Source organism: Thiothrix nivea DSM 5205, assembly GCF_000260135.1.
GTDB classification, from domain to species: domain Bacteria; phylum Pseudomonadota; class Gammaproteobacteria; order Thiotrichales; family Thiotrichaceae; genus Thiothrix; species Thiothrix nivea.
In genome coordinates this window covers 4,587,587-4,604,119 of the sequence record NZ_JH651384.1, presented here as the reverse complement: position 1 = coordinate 4,604,119, position 16,533 = coordinate 4,587,587, and the positions used below count along the sequence as shown (strand labels likewise).

Below are 16,533 nucleotides of genomic sequence, written 5' to 3'. Positions count from 1 at the left end.
CAGTCGTTCAGGTCTGTGTTGTCTCTCACGCGATAGCGCGCCGTGAACAATTGGCCAACCACCAATCATGAAAGATTGACATGACCACCGCACCTTATCGAAAACGGAAAGCACCCTATTTTCAGTCGTTCAGGTTTGTGTTGTCTTTTCCCGCGTTAGCGCACCGTGAACAATTGGTCAGCCACCAATCACGGAAAATCGGCATAGCCATCGTATTTTGTCAGCAACGGATAAAGCCCTGTTCTTCGTGGTCCAGGTTGGCGTTGTCTCTCACGCGATAGCGCACCGTGAACTTTGGGAAACCACCCATCATGAAAAATCAGCAGAATTACCGCATTTTCTCAGCAACGGGTGAGTGTCCTGTTTCCGGGCGCTCAAGTTAGCGTAATCTGTCACGCGATAGCGCACCGTGAACTTTGGGCAACCACCTGTTCAGGCAAATGAACATGGCCGCCGCACTTTATCGCACTGAAAAACACCCTCTTCTCTTTAATTTGCCGTTAACCACCGCTTTATCTGCTGCCAACGTCTCGGTTGACGGGCGCGGCGGGGAGTAGGCTGGTCGGAGTCGCGGGCTGTCACCGCGTCCGTCGTCGAACCACTCGTTGGCACTTGGATTGATCTCAATAACAAGATGAACTCTCTTTATTAATGAAGCTAACCCACACTATAAAAACGGCTCAAGTTGGCACGGTATCACACGCATCAGCGCACTGTGAACGCTGGACAACCACCAATCTCGGTAAATGAACGTAACCACCGTGCTTTGTCGGCAACGGATAATCTTTCTGTTTTGCTCGCTCAAGCTGGTGTTGTCTCTCATGCATCAGCGTACCGTGAACGATCGGGCAACCACCAATCTGAGTAGATGAACGTAACCACCACACTTTGTCGGCAACGGATAATCTCTCTGTTTTCGGTCGTTCAAGTTGGCGTTGTCTGTCACGCATCAGCGCACCGTGAACGATCGGGCAACCACCAATCTGAGTAGATGAACGTAACCACTGTATTTTATCAGCAACGGGTAATCTCTCTATTTTCGGTCGTTCAAATTAGTGTTGTCTGTCACGCATCAGCGCGGCGTACCAATGCTTTTGTTGGCTGCTTGACATTCAGTTTTTGTTTGATAAACCTGCCCATTATTGGGTGAAACATATATCCCATAGTCTTTATCATAATTCCGTGGATGTGCGTGCCCGGGAACTACGACAATACAATTGGCATAAAACACAGCATAAAACTCATTATCAATATCAGATTGATTGAACCCAATAACGGTATCTGAATCTCCCGCATCTTTGATGGAGAAACTTAGTTGGTCGCCAACTTTATAATCACAAATCAAGCCATTATTTATACTTTGTTTGCAGTTAGCCCCAGCGATGACTTTGGCGAATAGCTCATCTTGTAATGATTCAGCAAATGTTGCACTTGACAGGAGCAATGCAAAAATAGAAAAAGCGATATAAAAACTCTTATTCATGATGAATATAACCACCGTAATTTTTCAGCAAGGGAAAACCTAATGTCTTTATTTACCCAACTTGGCAAAAATCACCAAACTCTCTGCCGCCAACGTCTCGGTTGACGGGCGCGGCGGGGAGTAATCAAAACGGAGTCGCGGGCTGTCACCGCGTCCGTCGTCGAATGATGGAATGGTCTCCACAGCCCCAGCACGGCATCATAGTGCCACTGTTAAACGCTGAAAACCATGGAGACCAAGCATGAAAAATACCATTATCACCATCGACCTTGCCACTTCTGTTTTCGAGTTGGCGATTGCCACCCCACAATACCGCATCACCCAGCGGCGGCGGCTTGACCGCGACGCTTTCCGTCAGTTTATCCATGAACAAGAGCCAGCCCTGCTGGTGATGGAAGCCTGCGGCAGTGCCCACCATTGGGGCAGGTTATTCCGTGAATGGGGGCACGAAGCCCTGTTGCTGCCCGCACAATATGTCCGCCCCTACCGCCGCCGCAACAAGACCGACCGTACCGATTGCGAAGCCCTGCTGGAAGCGTACCGCTGTGAAGGGATCAAGCCGGTGGCCATCAAAAGCATCGGGCAGCAGGAACTGCAACAGATGCACCGCTTGCGTGAACAATGGAAACGCACCAAGGTGGCACGGATGAATTTCCTGCGCGGCGTGTTCCGCGAACAGGGCATCCCGTTGCCTGCCAGTGACCGCGAAGCCTTGCGGGAAGCCAACCTTCATGTGGGGCAGTTGTCCTCACTCACCTTGTACATGCTGCGCCCGTTGATGCAGGAACTGGAAACGCTGGAAACCCATATGGCAGGACTGGAACAGCAGCTCATCCATGCCACCCGCCAGAATGAAACGGTTGCCAACCTGCAAACCATCCCCGGCATTGGGTTGCTGACCAGCACTGCCCTGGTCGCGGCGGTCGGCAAAGCCGAACAGTTCCAGTCCGCCCGCCAATTTGCCTCATGGCTGGGGATCACCCCACGCGAAAGCAGCAGTGGCAACCGCCGTTTCCTGGGCAGCATCACCAAACAAGGCAACACCTACTTGCGTACCTTGCTGGTCCACGGGGCGCGGTCGGCTTTGGTGGCTGCCAAGCGGCAGGCGAAATCCGGCAAACCCCTTGCCCGCTTGCAGGAATGGGCGGTGAAGCTGGAACAGCGCAGCGGGCATAACAAAGCCGCTGTCGCCCTTGCCAACAAACTGGCGCGGACCGTGTGGGCGTGCTGGAAAAGCGGCAAACCTTACCAAGCGGGGTACTGCCCAGCCTGATACCCCGTTTTCCCCTCCCTGACCTTGCGTAGACGACAGTACGTTCATGGTTTGACAGGTTAAACCAGTAGCAGGAAAAGCCGGTAACGAGAGTGGCGCAATCCAAGCCCGGTCGAACGATAGGCACCTGCTACGCGGTTTCCATGATGGCTCAGGGGCAATGCGCCCCGCGTAAAGAAGCCGGATATACGAATGCAGTTTGGTCTGTCCAATGCCTGTCCTTGAGCAAAACCGTCACCCGCAACACAGGGGGAAAACACACATGACGAAGACAACAGCCCGCCAACAGGATGCCTTACACACCGGCATTGTCAAGGAGCTTCCCTGCGGGACTCCTCCTTGACAATACCGGCGTTTCAGGCAAAGAAGCCAGCATGGGCTGTTGCACCAAAAGGCACAGGAACTGCGCCTTGAGGGTTTTTATTGGATCTTTGCTGGAAAGGGTTGACTGTGGAGACCATATACAATCGTTAGATTTTATTCTGGTATTTCTGGAAATCTTGTATATTTAAGAGACATACCAAAAATAGTAACATCTAGCATTGTAGTTGCATCCCAAGGCCCACTGTCAAATCTACAATTCTTTATGCTTATAAGGAGCTGGCAAATATCTTGAATTTTTTTTGAATCCATTCCGCCAGGCGCATATGTTTGAAATCCTCTTAGTAATAAATTATCATTTAAATGATAAAAATCATCACGCCATTTTTTTGCTTTATCTTGATCTTCAATTTTTATGAAAAATCTATCAATCAAGGTGCTTTTTTTAGTGTCGACATCGAAAGTTAAACCTTGGTTGTTAAAATCATCACAACGAAAAATAATAAAAAAACCTTTTTTTGAGAAATCATATTCACTAATCGTTAAGTATGTCTTTGATTCGGCTATATATTTGTTTGTTTTAATGTCTTGTATTATTTTAATTATATTTTTTCTTACTTTTTCTTTTTCAAATTCATCTTTTCCTACAGCGGTGTTGTTTAAGATTGGGCAAAGTTTTTCTCTGATAATGTCTCGATTAATTATCTCTGCATTCTTATGTTTTTGAAAGAAATCAAAAGCAATAGAATATTCTCCTAAGTCACCATTTGTAATATCGCTAACTATTTTACCTTTATAAGGAGGTTTTTTATCTGAGTCTGAGTTATTGTTGTTTCGTGTGCTGGTTCTTGTAACATTGTATGAAACTCTTTTATCAATAATCTTGTTATTCTTTGAAAATAATTCCTTATATGCAACGATACCACCCAGAATTGTCGAGATAGCTAAAATAAGTTGCACAAATTGATTTTGAATTATATCAGCTAGCACTATATCTCCATTTATGATCTAACGTCGTAATTGACGGGCGCGGCTGGGAGTAAGCTGGGCGAAGTCGCGGGCTGTCCCCGCGTCCGTCGTCGAATGGTTTGTTGGCGCTATATTATCAACAAATGAACTGTGGCACGGCCTTTGATTGAAGCACGGCCAAAAATGCAAACCATCAACCTGGCACAAACTGTCACGCATCAGCGCATTGTGAAAGTGGGTTTGGCACCAGTTTTTGGCAGATGAACCGAAGCACTTTTTTATCAGCAAAGGGGAATCGTTCTTTTTGCGGTGGTTCAGTTTGGTTTGGCCTGTCACGCATCAGCGCGGTGTTGTCTTTGACTCAGCACCCTTGGCATGAACCGAAGCACTTTTGTTGTAGCGAAGGACGAACGTTCTATTTTCGGTGGTTCAGTTTTGTATTGTCTCGCCCGCATCAGCGCGGTGTTGTCTTTGATCTGGCACCCTTGGCATGAATCGAAGCACTTTTGTTGTAGCGAAGGTCGACCGTTCTATTTTCGGTGGTTCAATTTGGTGTTGTCTGTCACGCATCAGCGCACTGTGAAGGCTGGGAAAGCACCAATTGCGGCAAATAAACATAGACACCGCACTTTGTCACCAAAGGAAAAACCAACTTTTTGCCACTCTCTCAATCTGGCGATGTGTTTTGGTAATAACCCCCGCCAACGTCATGTGTGACGGGCGCGGCAGGGAGTAGAAAGTAAGAATCGCGGGCTGTCACCGCGTCCGTCGTCGACATAATTGTTAGCATGTGATTTATCTAGAAATCTTCTTTACCCTGTTGATCAATCATTCTTAACAGTAAACGACCTAAACTTGTGGAATCATATCCAGATGCTTTAATCATTCCGGTTTTATCATCAAATTCGGGTAACTCGCCATTTTTAGGTTTTTTAAATCTTGGCTTGAATAAGCCTAAACTAACCAAATGTGTTCTATGCGTTTGATATAGTGTGTATTTGTCAACTTCTTCTTGTGATGCGCCAGAAAAAAGAAGTGGTTCTTCTAATATTTCTCTGTGCTTCTCCCAGAATAATTGAGCTTCGGGATCATCGCGATATAATGTGAATCTATGCGATATTAATATTAAAATCTCAATATCATTCATCTCACCAAGCAAGGAAAATAATCGTTTATATTCTATGTGGTTTAAGTCATCGTTAGTAAGACTATTTTTTAATAATGCTGCTATATATTCTTTTCTTTCTTCTGATAAAGCTCTGGATGCCTGAATAAAACTATCTTCGATCAAATCTATACTTTCAGGTTCTTTGATTTTGTTTTCAATTTTATCTTTATCAAAACCATTTAATTTTAATTCTAATTTTTTTAAAAGCGACTCAATTCTATCAATCCTTTGGTTGGGAATGGTTGCTCCAACTATTTCGGCAATTATTGGGCCTACTATAGGTATAACGCCTAAAGTCCCTTTTGCGATAATGGTACTAATATCACTTTTATTAAAATTCTCTGACATTTTAAAAAATACCCTTGGGCTGGTTATGTTGCTAACGTCTCGGTTGACGGGCGCGGCTGGGAGTAGAATGGTCGGAGTCGCGGGCTGTCACCGCGTCCGTCGTCGAGCAACTTGTTGGCTTTTAAGTGAAGAAAAACTGTGGGACAGTATCAATAGCTATCTTAAATCCAGCCCGTTTTGCTATAGACTCGCAATTGTTTCTAGCGATGTCATTTACCACTACCAAACGTTTGAAATATGATGGCTCAATAGATGGATAAATTAAAAATTCCGAACAGCGTTTTCTTCTACCATCTTCATGCTCATTCCAATATGGAGCAGCGATAACGTTCCAAGGAATTTCAGCTAATTTATAGAGACTATGGAAAAATCTTGTTTCATTTGCACCAGCATTGCCATCAGTAAATGCAAACTCTTTAGACCCATCCCAAATTACAGATAAGGATACTTCAACAAAAAATATTTCCGATTGTATATTTCTTCTTGCTGATAAAGTAGGAGTCTTCGGTGTCATATATAGTGGCACAAGATCATGTAATGGTATTTCAGAATTATTAGATAGCTCTATAATTTTTCGGTGTCTCTTTTCTTGTACTGATTCTTCGGCAAATGATTCAGAAGAAAATACAGAGTTGGTTACTGTATTTTTTGGTAAAATACCATTTTTTAAGATTGAGCTTAAATTATTTATCTTTGAGAAGTAATATAATGATTGAAGAGGGTGGCTTGATAGTTTTTGTTTTCTCCACTCTGATAGAGACATGTTTTATTTTCCTAAAAATTTAAACTTGGTTGTCTTTCGGAATTTGTTACTAAACGATTGCTCTGACTAACTTTTTCTGCATTCACAAATGTATATATTTTATCAAATGTTTTATCCCCTACGCCAGGAAGATTTTGAAGTTCAAGCATGGTATTAATTTTATTAGATTCAATTGCATCTCTAATTATCCGACTTTGTTGTGATGGGATGTTTAAATAGTTTTTATAGTCAGAAAGGTCAAATCTATGTACTTTTTGAAAAAGAGTATCAAAAAAAGTATCTTTTGCATTCGGGTCGAAATGGTATATTTCTATGTCTAAATTATTTAGAGGTTCTAGGTATTTATACATTAAGTTACTAACTTCTGCCCACTTAAGCCCACCAGAACTGGTTCCAAGTTCAGGAAAAGCAATAGATGTAATTCCTCTAGCATAGTAAGTCTCAGCAAACTTAGACAACCCTGACTCTATATATTGAATTTTAGAGGGGTATTTCCAATGATTTTTGGTAGGAAAATTTAGAATCCAAGGTGTACTTTTTGTCCAAAGCTGTAATAATCCAGGATGTAACTGCTTATTTTCACATAATCTTGCGTATGATTTAAACATTTCAGGAAAACGGTGTCTATATTCAAATGCTATTCCTTTTCCCATAACTCCTACGCAGTTAACTGTATTAACAATGGTTTGACATGATGAGTCAAAAATATTACCACGTATTTCTACAATTTTCGCCATGTTCTAAGCTCTCAAAGCAAAATCAAACGTTAACCTATTGATTTTTATTGCATAGTTGATTGTGATTTGATAAAGCTAACATATTTAATGAAATTTTTCAATTGAAAATAAAGGAAGGTTTGTATGTAGCTAAAAGTTTTGTTTACTTAAAGAATCTGTAAAACTATTGCAATGCTTTAAGGTAATTAATTTTGTGATGCCATTTTTATAAAGCCAACGTCATGTGTGACGGGCGCGGCGGGGAGTAAATTGTTGGGACTCGCGGGCTGTCACCGCGTCCGTCGTCGACACTCTTGTTGGCACTTGGATGAACCTCAAATAACCGACAACCTGTCATTGATAAATCTCTCTCTCACTGCATTAAAACTGGATCAGTTGACACACTAGCTCACGCATCAGCGCACTGTGAACTTTGGGCAACCGCCAATCTCGGTAAATGAACAGAAGCACCGTATTGATCGGCAACGGAAAGCACCCTATTTTCGGTGGTTCAGGTTGGTGTTGTCTCGCTCGCGATAGCGCACCGTGAACAATTGGTCAGGCACCCATCATGAAAGATCGGCACAGCCACCGCATTTTATCAGCAACGGACAAGCACCCTATTCTTTGTCGTTCAAGTTGGCGTTGTCTTTCCCGCGATAGCGCACCGTGAACAATTGGGCAGCCACCCATCATGAAAAATCGGCACGGCCACCGTATTTTATCAGCAACGGACGAACCCCTGTTCTTCGTCGTTCAAGTGGGTGTTGTCTCTCTCGCGATAGCGCACTGTGAACTTTGGGTAGCCACCAATCATGAAAAATTGGCATGGCCACCGTATTTTATCAGCAACAAACAAGCACCCTATTTTCGGTCGTTCAATCTGGCGTAATCTGTCACGCGATAGCGCACCGTGAACTTTGGGCAACCACCTATTCAGGTAAATGAACATGGCCACCGCACTTTATCGCACGGGAAAAATCTCTTCTCTTTGATTTGTGGTTAACCACCGCTTTACCTGCTGCCAACGTCGTAATTGACGGGCGCGGCTGGGAGTAAGCTGGGCGAAGTCGCGGGCTGTCCCCGCGTCCGTCGTCGAATGGCTTGTTGGCGATTTATTATCAGTGAATACTTTGTGGCACGGCTTTTGAGTGAAGCACGACCAAAAAAACGAGGCATCAATCTGGCGTAATCTGTCACGCATCAGCGCACCGTGAAAGTAGGGCAAGTCCCCGTTTTTGGCAGATGAACATGAGCACTTTTGTTGTAGCGGAGGGCAATTGTTCTATTTTCGGTGGTTCAGTTTGGTTTGACCTGTCACGCATCAGCGCGGTGTTGTCTTTGATTTGGCACCCCTGGCATGAACCGAAGCACTTTTGTTGTAGCGAAGGATAAGCGTTCTATTTTCAGTGGTTCAGTTTTGTACTATCTCGCCCGCATCAGCGCGGAGTTGTCTTTGGGTTGGCACCCGGCAACTGAACCGAAGCACTTTTTTGTCAGCAAAGGGCAATCGTTCTTTTGCGGTGGTTCAGGCTGGTTTGGCCTGCCACGCATCAGCGCGGTGTTGTCTTTGATCTGGTGCCCTTGGCATGAACCGAAGTACTTTTGTTGTGGCGAAGGACAAGCGTTCTATTTTCGGTGGTTCAGTTTGGTTTGGCCTGTCACGCATCAGCGCGGTGTTGTCTTTGATCTGGCACCCTTGGCATGAATCGAAGCACTTTTGTTGTAGCGAAGGGCAATCGCTTTATTTTCGGTGGTTCAGTTTTGTGTTGTTTATCACGCATCAGCGCACTGTGAAAGCTGGGCAACAACCAATCACGGTAAATGAACGTAACCACCGCACTTTGTCATCAAGGGAAAAACCAACTTTTTGCCGCTCTCTCAATCTGGCGATGTGTTTTGGTAATAACCCCCGCCAACGTCCAGCATGACGGGCGCGGCGGGGAGTCAGTGAATCGGAGTCGCGGGCTGTCACCGCGTCCGTCGTCGAATGATGGAATGGTCTCCACAGCCCCAGCACGGCATCATAGTGCCACTGTTAAACGCTGAAAACCATGGAGACCAAGCATGAAAAATACCATTATCACCATCGACCTTGCCACTTCTGTTTTCGAGTTGGCGATTGCCACCCCACAATACCGCATCACCCAGCGGCGGCGGCTTGACCGCGACGCTTTCCGTCAGTTTATCCATGAACAAGAGCCAGCCCTGCTGGTGATGGAAGCCTGCGGCAGCGCCCACCATTGGGGCAGGTTATTCCGTGAATGGGGACACGAAGCCCTGTTGCTGCCCGCACAATATGTCCGCCCCTACCGCCGCCGCAACAAGACCGACCGTACCGATTGCGAAGCCCTGCTGGAAGCGTACCGCTGTGAAGGGATCAAGCCGGTGGCCATCAAAAGCATCGGGCAGCAGGAACTGCAACAGATGCACCGCTTGCGTGAACAATGGAAACGCACCAAGGTGGCACGGATGAATTTCCTGCGCGGCGTGTTCCGCGAACAGGGCATCCCGTTGCCTGCCAGTGACCGCGAAGCCTTGCGGGAAGCCAACCTTCATGTGGGGCAGTTGTCCTCACTCACCTTGTACATGCTGCGCCCGTTGATGCAGGAACTGGAAACGCTGGAAACCCATATGGCAGGACTGGAACAGCAGCTCATCCATGCCACCCGCCAGAATGAAACGGTTGCCAACCTGCAAACCATCCCCGGCATTGGGTTGCTGACCAGCACTGCCCTGGTCGCGGCGGTCGGCAAAGCCGAACAGTTCCAGTCCGCCCGCCAATTTGCCTCATGGCTGGGGATCACCCCACGCGAAAGCAGCAGTGGCAACCGCCGTTTCCTGGGCAGCATCACCAAACAAGGCAACACCTACTTGCGTACCTTGCTGGTCCACGGGGCGCGGTCGGCTTTGGTGGCTGCCAAGCGGCAGGCGAAATCCGGCAAACCCCTTGCCCGCTTGCAGGAATGGGCGGTGAAGCTGGAACAGCGCAGCGGGCATAACAAAGCCGCTGTCGCCCTTGCCAACAAACTGGCGCGGACCGTGTGGGCGTGCTGGAAAAGCGGCAAACCTTACCAAGCGGGGTACTGCCCAGCCTGATACCCCGTTTTCCCCTCCCTGACCTTGCGTAGACGACAGTACGTTCATGGTTTGACAGGTTAAACCAGTAGCAGGAAAAGCCGGTAACGAGAGTGGCGCAATCCAAGCCCGGTCGAACGATAGGCACCTGCTACGCGGTTTCCATGATGGCTCAGGGGCAATGCGCCCCGCGTAAAGAAGCCGGATATACGAATGCAGTTTGGTCTGTCCAATGCCTGTCCTTGAGCAAAACCGTCACCCGCAACACAGGGGGAAAACACACATGACGAAGACAACAGCCCGCCAACAGGATGCCTTACACACCGGCATTGTCAAGGAGCTTCCCTGCGGGACTCCTCCTTGACAATACCGGCGTTTCAGGCAAAGAAGCCAGCATGGGCTGTTGCACCAAAAGGCACAGGAACTGCGCCTTGAGGGTTTTTATTGGATCTTTGCTGGAAAGGGTTGACTGTGGAGACCATATATGTTTGTTAGCATCTTATTTTAAACCTAAGATTATGGCGATAGTGGTCATGAAAATAATAGCGAGAATTAAATAGGATGATGTCCTTATATTCTTTAATCCCGAAACAGAATATGAAGGCATCATTTCTAATGACTCTTCAATTTTCAGTATTATTTCCATTTGCTTATCAATTAAATATCGAGTACGAAATATAATTCCTGTAATACATAGACTTACCGCACTAATGCCAATGGATACTATTGTTAAATTTGTAGTTAACTTGTCAAAGCTACCTATATAAGCACCAATTAAAGCCATATATAAAAGTGTGATCTGTATATAGCTAGAGTCAAGATGTCTGACTTGTTGCCAAGCCTGCTCATATTGTTTAATTAACAGATCACTGTTTTGGTTTTGTCCTAAGCTCATAAGTTATGCCTTTTTAATTTATCTAGCCCAATATCTTATCTAATGCTATTTTTATATCTCCAGTCATTAATTTCTTTGCATACTTCCAAACTATTTTTGTTTTGGGTTGAGCAAGAAGGTTTTGCCAATACTCATTATCTTTGAAAAAATCTTCGGCGCTAATGTTTTCACTATTACAAACAGATTTTGTTAAATTTAACCCCTGAACCAAATAAGAAATTTCTTTATGTGAAATCCCATCTTTCTTTATTTCCTCCAAATCTATACCATAAAATCTTAAACATTCAGGACAATCATCTATTCTTCCTTCAAAAGAATTATTTCTCTCAAAATAAAAAATAGACTTATTAAGTCTTTCTTCACTTTCTTTAAGTTCCAATGTTAATGCTTTTGATTTTAAATAAAATATTACTGATATAATTGCAGCCATTGAACTAATCAGGGCAGCTATAGGATCTATTTGTATATCCACTCAATTAACCTTTTTAAAGTTTGAAACGATGTGGGTAGTAAATTGCTAACGTCCCGCTTGACGGGCGCGGCGGGGAGTAGATAAATCGGAGTCGCGGGCTGTCACCGCGTCCGTCGTCGAAGCACTCGTTATGCTTTTATTTGTCACTCAATACTCTGACTAATATCTCTGCCCATTTAATGCTGTCAAAAACCAAAGGTCTTAATACAGGTTTTGTGCCATGAACGTCTGACATATTAGCTCTTAATGTTTGCATTACGTAAGCGGCTTGATTTAAAGAACCTTCAAAGTTTTTATTAAATGGAGATGTTGAACTGTCTGTCCATCCAATAGATTTTAGTTGATTATCTACTTCTTCAAATAGTTTAATATTTTTTATTGCCACTTTACATTTTTCTTGGAATGATGCTTTTCCTACATCACCCAAATTATACTTACTATATATGTGAGCAGTAACATTATCTACTGCTGCGCACGCAGACGATATTGCTCCGCTAAGATCACCATCCCTAAATCTTAATGAAGCTTTTATTAAATCTTCTTTTGATTTTTCATGAAGCTCTGGCAGATCTGAAATATCAAATATTTCTATTGGGATAACAGAGCCATTGCTAAACTCCCAACCTAGTCGGGATAAGTATTTTTCTAATTTTTCAAAAAGGTGAGGTCTTTGATCTAATATCTCTTCAACAATTATATTAATAAAGTGTTTTTTATCATGTTCAGAAAAATTTGAGTATCCCTGTGTTATTCCAGTTATTAACTTTCCCTTGGATACACCTCTTTCTTGTTCTAAATCTGCAATGCTTTCTAGGTCAAATCCAGCTAAGCCAATGACTTGTTTAATATCATAAAAACTAAAGTGATCTTTAAGAATTGCACTGACTGCATTCCATACTGAATTTATGGTTGGTGTCATCGTTTACCTTTTGGGTGCATAACGTCAAATCTGACGGGCGCGGCGGGGAGTAGAACGGTTCGGAGTCGCGGGCTGTCACCGCGTCCGTCGTCGAGAATCTTGTTGGCTTATGAATTTTTCCCTTTTTGAATAGTTGATTCTCTCCAAAGTCCGAGTACTCCCAAAACAACCTGCACGACTGCAAGATTTATAACTTCTCCATTAATATTTGTTCGTATAAGATAAGAAACCCCAACAAGAATTGCCATCCCCCAAATAATTAACATTGCCTCACGATTCATACATATGCCTCAATTTTTGAAAATACAAATAAGTGTATTAATTATTTATAATAAAAAAATATTAGTTAAAAGTCGTTCGGCTTCTTCTTGTCTTTTTTGCTTAGTCTCTTTAACAGAATTGAGGTTCAAGACATCACAGAACTCATTTAATTTATCTATAAAATTAAGAGCGATTTTTAAATATAAAATATCTATAATATTTTTTGCACTCGTCTTTGATTCTTTATCTTGGTGGACTAAAAGATTTCTGATTTTGAATATTTTTATTAAGTTTTCTTTTGTTTTCTCAAAATCTTTTTTACATGTCATGGGGTCTTTTTTGTAGACTAGATTGCAAATTATATTAAATGTTTTTTCTATGTTCGAAGATTTAAATGATTTTTTTGCCGCAATATTTGCAAACTTCTCAATTAATTCTTGATCTAATGATTTTTTTGATCGTGCTTCTTTGAATTCATGTAAAAACTCATCTGATAAGTGCTTTTCTATTTCGTTGGGGTTTTCATGGTAAATAGTGTATAAAAAATCTTTTATCATCACTTCTGTGTATGTACAGAAAAGAACAACCATTTGATTTGATTGTAAATCAAATAATTTTTCCAGTGATTCAACTTCTTCTTCTAATGCTTCACTATCTGAGTGAAGCGCAAGAAAAGTCTCAATTGACTTGTAGGCATTATATGTATCATATATTTTTATTTTCCACAGTCTTTCATCAAAAATGCTTAATTGATCATCATTCATATTGGTGACTCTTTTTATATCTACGCCAACGTCTCATGTGACGGGCGCGGCGGGGAGTAAGTTGGTCAAAGTCGCGGGCTGTCACCGCGTCCGTCGTCGACATAATCGTTAGGTTTTTTTGTCTCTATATGTTCTGCAAGATCATGGCCAGTTTTGCCTATCCAGAAAAAACCGATGAAAGATAGTAGAAACAATATTAATTGTGCAGATATAAGAAAGTCGCTAGGTTTATCTGAAATCAGCAATAATGTCAGTATGATAAGTGATGGTGCAAAGCATACTACAATAAGTAATGTGACTATTAATGCAACTCGTTGCCAATGGGTCTTTATATCTGATGCTATCGCTCCTGATATAAGTTTGATAACAGACTGACCATTTAGAACAGAAGCTGCAACAGCCCAATCAGGATATTGAAAAATACTTGTGGTAGTTCCTTGTTTGTAAAATATGGTTATGGCAATAACAATGAATGGGAACATTGTAAATAAAACTTCAGATAAAAGAAGCGAGAATGTATTAATATCTTTCCTGCTCATTATTTAAGTTTAATTCCATGTTTTTAAGTGGAGACGGTTGTCTAATTATTTTTCTGACCTCATCTAGGCGATATGTGGTTTTTATTAGTTCTGAGTTATGATTATAAAACTTCTTAACCATCACAAGTGCAAGAAGGGAATCTCCTGGTCTTAATGCAAATTCTTGATTTCTGAATTTCTTAAGCCAGTTGTGGTCGTCCACTTTAACATCAATGATTTTATCATCATACATAAACTCCCATTTTGAGTCGCCAATATAATCTGGCTTCTTTATTTTTAATTCCAAGAACTCTAGGTCTTCTTTTTGACTCTGAATTAATAACTCCTCAATGCTCTCTTTTGTGATCGAGAACTCTTTATTGTATTTCTTAGCGCCATTATCAAAAATGAAAAATATCTCATCATCTTTTGATAGAGTTTTAGATGCCTCGTTTGTCTTTAATAGAAACTCCATTATATCTTTTTCTGCTATTTTCGAATAGGCTGGGATGTTTTTTATGTCTGTATCTGATGCCATATTATAGAGATCATCTTGTAAGTCGTTAATCTCTTTGATTGAATTTATTTTATCTCTTCGTGATGTAAAGTCGACTATCTTTTCTATTCCTCTTTGAAGATAGTTATTGATTTTTTTATTATTGTTTTTATCTATCTTGATTTCTGGTTTATTTTCTGGGTATGTGGTTTCGGCACTAAGCCAAGTTAATAAAGAGCCTGTTTTTATTTCTTCTAGTAATAATTCAGTTCTTATATCGACTGATAAGCTAAAGGTTAACTTATCTTGAATTTCCTCTATACTCTCTATTAGTCGAGTCATGGCTTTGAAAACTCTTTCTGGATTTTTAGACCTTTTCTCAAAGTCAACCTTAAGGCATAAAGAGTGATTTTTTACCATATGATATGTCTAAATAATTTATTTAGTTAAGAATGCGGTGCTAGTTTTTGAACCTAACGTCTGAATTGACGGGCGGCGCGGGGAGTAGAAAGTAAGAATCGCGGGCTGTCACGCCGTCCGTCGTCGAATGAGTTGTTAGCTTTTTAATAATTATTTTTTAATTCAAGCTCTCTCTCTTTAAGGGAAATCTCCCTTTCTTTGAGTTCTTGATCTATTGACTTAAGGTTGTAATCTTGATTTAAACTCTTCACTTTATTTTTTAGTTCTTCTTTTCTTAGATCTAATTCTTGTAGTTTGGCGTGGTATTCTCTCTCTTTTTGTTGAAGTTCTTTTGTTTTATCATTATTTCTGAACATCCAAATAATAAAAGCAAAAGGGGAAGCCACTAATAATGGTATAAATGACTGAAGTATTTTGATGTAATTATCACTTAGTGAGGAGAAATAATTATTTATGTCAACATTATGTCGCGTTAAAATATATAAATCAATCACGGCTAGCATCAAAACCCAAAAAGTTCTACTATTAACGAGATATGCTAATAATATCATTGAAGAGGTCATATATACTGTCTTTTGTGTCTCAAATGATAATTGGATATTGAAAACCTGATTTAAATAGTAGTTGATGACATTAACTCGATAATCACCCGTGAAGTACATATATAAGAAATATAAAAGAAAGCCAATAGCCGCGAGATCATAAGCATTTGAATAGTCTCTATATTTTAAATCGAAACTGATCATTTTGTGCCTTTATTGATTTGAGTGGAGAGTGGTTAAGAAGCTAACGTCATAGCTGACGGGCGCGGCTGGGAGTAAATCGTTCGGAGTCGCGGGCTGTCACCGCGTCCGTCGTCGAGAGCCTTGTTGGCCATTTATTTGGAGACTTTGACGGATCAACGGCTTTTTGTTAACGGGATAGCCTCAATATCTTCAATTCACGGGATTGGCATGGCAGTTCCCGCGCATCAGCGCGGCGCACCCAGTTCTTTATTGTCAGGCTTTGACGTTGGCACTCTGCTTTTGAGCATCAGCGAACTCGATGAAACTTGGGATGGCACGAATGAACCCGGCACAGCAGTTACCCGCGTATCAACGCGGCACACCCATTCTTCATTGTCAGGCTTTAACGCTGGCGTTCTGCTTTTGAGCATCAGCGAACTCGATGAAACTTGGGATGGCAAGGATGAACCCGGCACGGCAGTTACCCGCGTATCAACGCGGCGCACCCATTCTTTATTTGCAGGCTTTGACGTTGGCACTCTGGTTTTGAGCATAGCGAACCCGATAAGCTTTGAATTGGCACGGATGAATCATGCACAGCCTTTCCCGCTCATCAGAGCGGCCACCGAAACCAATCTTTTCGGCTTTTGAACCTGGCACACTATTTCCCGCGTTAGCGCATGACAAACCCATCTTCTTTCACGCCCTCAGTTTGGTAAAACTTATCGGTTTATAGCGAGGCCAACGTCATGCATGACGGGCGCGGCTGGGGGTAAACTGTGCGAAGTCGCGGGCTGTCACCGCGTCCGTCGTCGATTGATGGAATGGTCTCCACAGCCCCAGCACGGCATCATAGTGCCACTGTTAAACGCTGAAAACCATGGAGACCAAGCATGAAAAATACCATTATCACCATCGACCTTGCCACTTCTGTTTTCGAGTTG

17 protein-coding genes are annotated in these 16,533 nt (G+C 42.6%); 4 read left to right on the top strand and 13 right to left on the bottom strand.

All coding sequences use genetic code 11. From position 1 onward, the window contains the following. Nucleotides 1-1,072 precede the first annotated feature (1,072 nt). A complete protein-coding gene (locus THINI_RS22770; protein WP_002710836.1) occupies nucleotides 1,073-1,483 on the bottom strand; it encodes a hypothetical protein in 411 nt (136 codons plus the stop codon). A 241-nt stretch (nucleotides 1,484-1,724) separates the two neighbouring features. Here THINI_RS22770 and THINI_RS22765 point away from each other — a divergent pair, with 241 nt between their 5' ends. After that, on the top strand, nucleotides 1,725-2,756 hold the full coding sequence (locus THINI_RS22765; RefSeq protein WP_002706572.1) for an IS110 family RNA-guided transposase: 1,032 nt from the start codon (nucleotides 1,725-1,727) through the stop codon (nucleotides 2,754-2,756). A gap of 477 nt (nucleotides 2,757-3,233) precedes the next feature. On the opposite strand, the gene THINI_RS22760 is transcribed toward THINI_RS22765, so the two are convergent. From THINI_RS22760 to THINI_RS24665, 4 genes are all read right to left on the bottom strand, one after another. Continuing rightward, the gene (locus tag THINI_RS22760) at nucleotides 3,234-4,067 is read right to left on the bottom strand and encodes a hypothetical protein (protein WP_002710835.1); all 834 of its coding nucleotides are present in this window, start codon (nucleotides 4,065-4,067) and stop codon (nucleotides 3,234-3,236) included. A 778-nt stretch (nucleotides 4,068-4,845) separates the two neighbouring features. Beyond that, nucleotides 4,846-5,562, bottom strand: a complete 717-nt coding sequence (locus THINI_RS22755; RefSeq protein WP_002710834.1) for a hypothetical protein — start codon at nucleotides 5,560-5,562, stop codon at nucleotides 4,846-4,848. 121 nt (nucleotides 5,563-5,683) lie between these two features. After that, on the bottom strand, nucleotides 5,684-6,325 hold the full coding sequence (locus THINI_RS24670) for a DUF4433 domain-containing protein (RefSeq protein ID WP_002710833.1): 642 nt from the start codon (nucleotides 6,323-6,325) through the stop codon (nucleotides 5,684-5,686). An 11-nt stretch (nucleotides 6,326-6,336) separates the two neighbouring features. After that, nucleotides 6,337-7,062 carry a macro domain-containing protein gene (locus THINI_RS24665; protein WP_002710832.1) on the bottom strand — a complete coding sequence of 242 codons (726 nt, stop codon included), beginning with the start codon at nucleotides 7,060-7,062 and terminating at the stop codon, nucleotides 6,337-6,339. A gap of 1,339 nt (nucleotides 7,063-8,401) precedes the next feature. Between THINI_RS24665 and THINI_RS22745 the strand changes: the two genes are divergently transcribed. After that, nucleotides 8,402-8,749 (top strand): hypothetical protein, encoded by a 348-nt coding sequence (locus tag THINI_RS22745; RefSeq protein WP_040839755.1) that lies wholly within the window; start codon nucleotides 8,402-8,404, stop codon nucleotides 8,747-8,749. A gap of 359 nt (nucleotides 8,750-9,108) precedes the next feature. Continuing rightward, a complete protein-coding gene (locus tag THINI_RS22740; RefSeq protein WP_002706572.1) occupies nucleotides 9,109-10,140 on the top strand; it encodes an IS110 family RNA-guided transposase in 1,032 nt (343 codons plus the stop codon). Nucleotides 10,141-10,618: 478 nt separating this feature from the next. Here THINI_RS22740 and THINI_RS22735 read toward each other — a convergent pair whose 3' ends face one another. The 8 genes from THINI_RS22735 to THINI_RS22705 form a co-directional block, all read right to left on the bottom strand. Then, nucleotides 10,619-11,014, bottom strand: coding sequence for a hypothetical protein (locus THINI_RS22735; RefSeq protein ID WP_002710831.1), 396 nt, complete (start codon nucleotides 11,012-11,014; stop codon nucleotides 10,619-10,621). Between the two features lie 22 nt (nucleotides 11,015-11,036). Further along, nucleotides 11,037-11,486, bottom strand: a complete 450-nt coding sequence (locus THINI_RS22730) for a hypothetical protein (RefSeq protein WP_040839752.1) — start codon at nucleotides 11,484-11,486, stop codon at nucleotides 11,037-11,039. A gap of 136 nt (nucleotides 11,487-11,622) precedes the next feature. Next, nucleotides 11,623-12,405 (bottom strand): hypothetical protein, encoded by a 783-nt coding sequence (locus THINI_RS22725; protein WP_002710830.1) that lies wholly within the window; start codon nucleotides 12,403-12,405, stop codon nucleotides 11,623-11,625. Nucleotides 12,406-12,512: 107 nt separating this feature from the next. Next, nucleotides 12,513-12,686, bottom strand: coding sequence for a hypothetical protein (locus THINI_RS25470; protein ID WP_154724490.1), 174 nt, complete (start codon nucleotides 12,684-12,686; stop codon nucleotides 12,513-12,515). A 45-nt stretch (nucleotides 12,687-12,731) separates the two neighbouring features. Beyond that, nucleotides 12,732-13,430: a hypothetical protein gene (locus THINI_RS22720; RefSeq protein WP_002710829.1), complete on the bottom strand. Its 699-nt coding sequence runs from the start codon at nucleotides 13,428-13,430 to the stop codon at nucleotides 12,732-12,734. Nucleotides 13,431-13,495: 65 nt separating this feature from the next. Further along, entirely contained in the window at nucleotides 13,496-13,969 is a 474-nt protein-coding gene (locus THINI_RS22715; protein ID WP_002710828.1) for a hypothetical protein, read from the bottom strand. Beyond that, nucleotides 13,950-14,864, bottom strand: a complete 915-nt coding sequence (locus THINI_RS22710; RefSeq protein WP_040839750.1) for a hypothetical protein — start codon at nucleotides 14,862-14,864, stop codon at nucleotides 13,950-13,952. Before THINI_RS22710 ends, THINI_RS22715 begins: the two co-directional genes overlap by 20 nt. A gap of 143 nt (nucleotides 14,865-15,007) precedes the next feature. Beyond that, nucleotides 15,008-15,610, bottom strand: a complete 603-nt coding sequence (locus THINI_RS22705; protein ID WP_002710826.1) for a hypothetical protein — start codon at nucleotides 15,608-15,610, stop codon at nucleotides 15,008-15,010. A gap of 207 nt (nucleotides 15,611-15,817) precedes the next feature. On the opposite strand from THINI_RS22705, the gene THINI_RS22700 reads away from it, so the two are divergent. Continuing rightward, complete coding sequence (locus THINI_RS22700) at nucleotides 15,818-16,240, top strand: hypothetical protein (protein WP_002710825.1); 423 nt, start codon at nucleotides 15,818-15,820, stop codon at nucleotides 16,238-16,240. Nucleotides 16,241-16,533 lie beyond the last annotated feature (293 nt).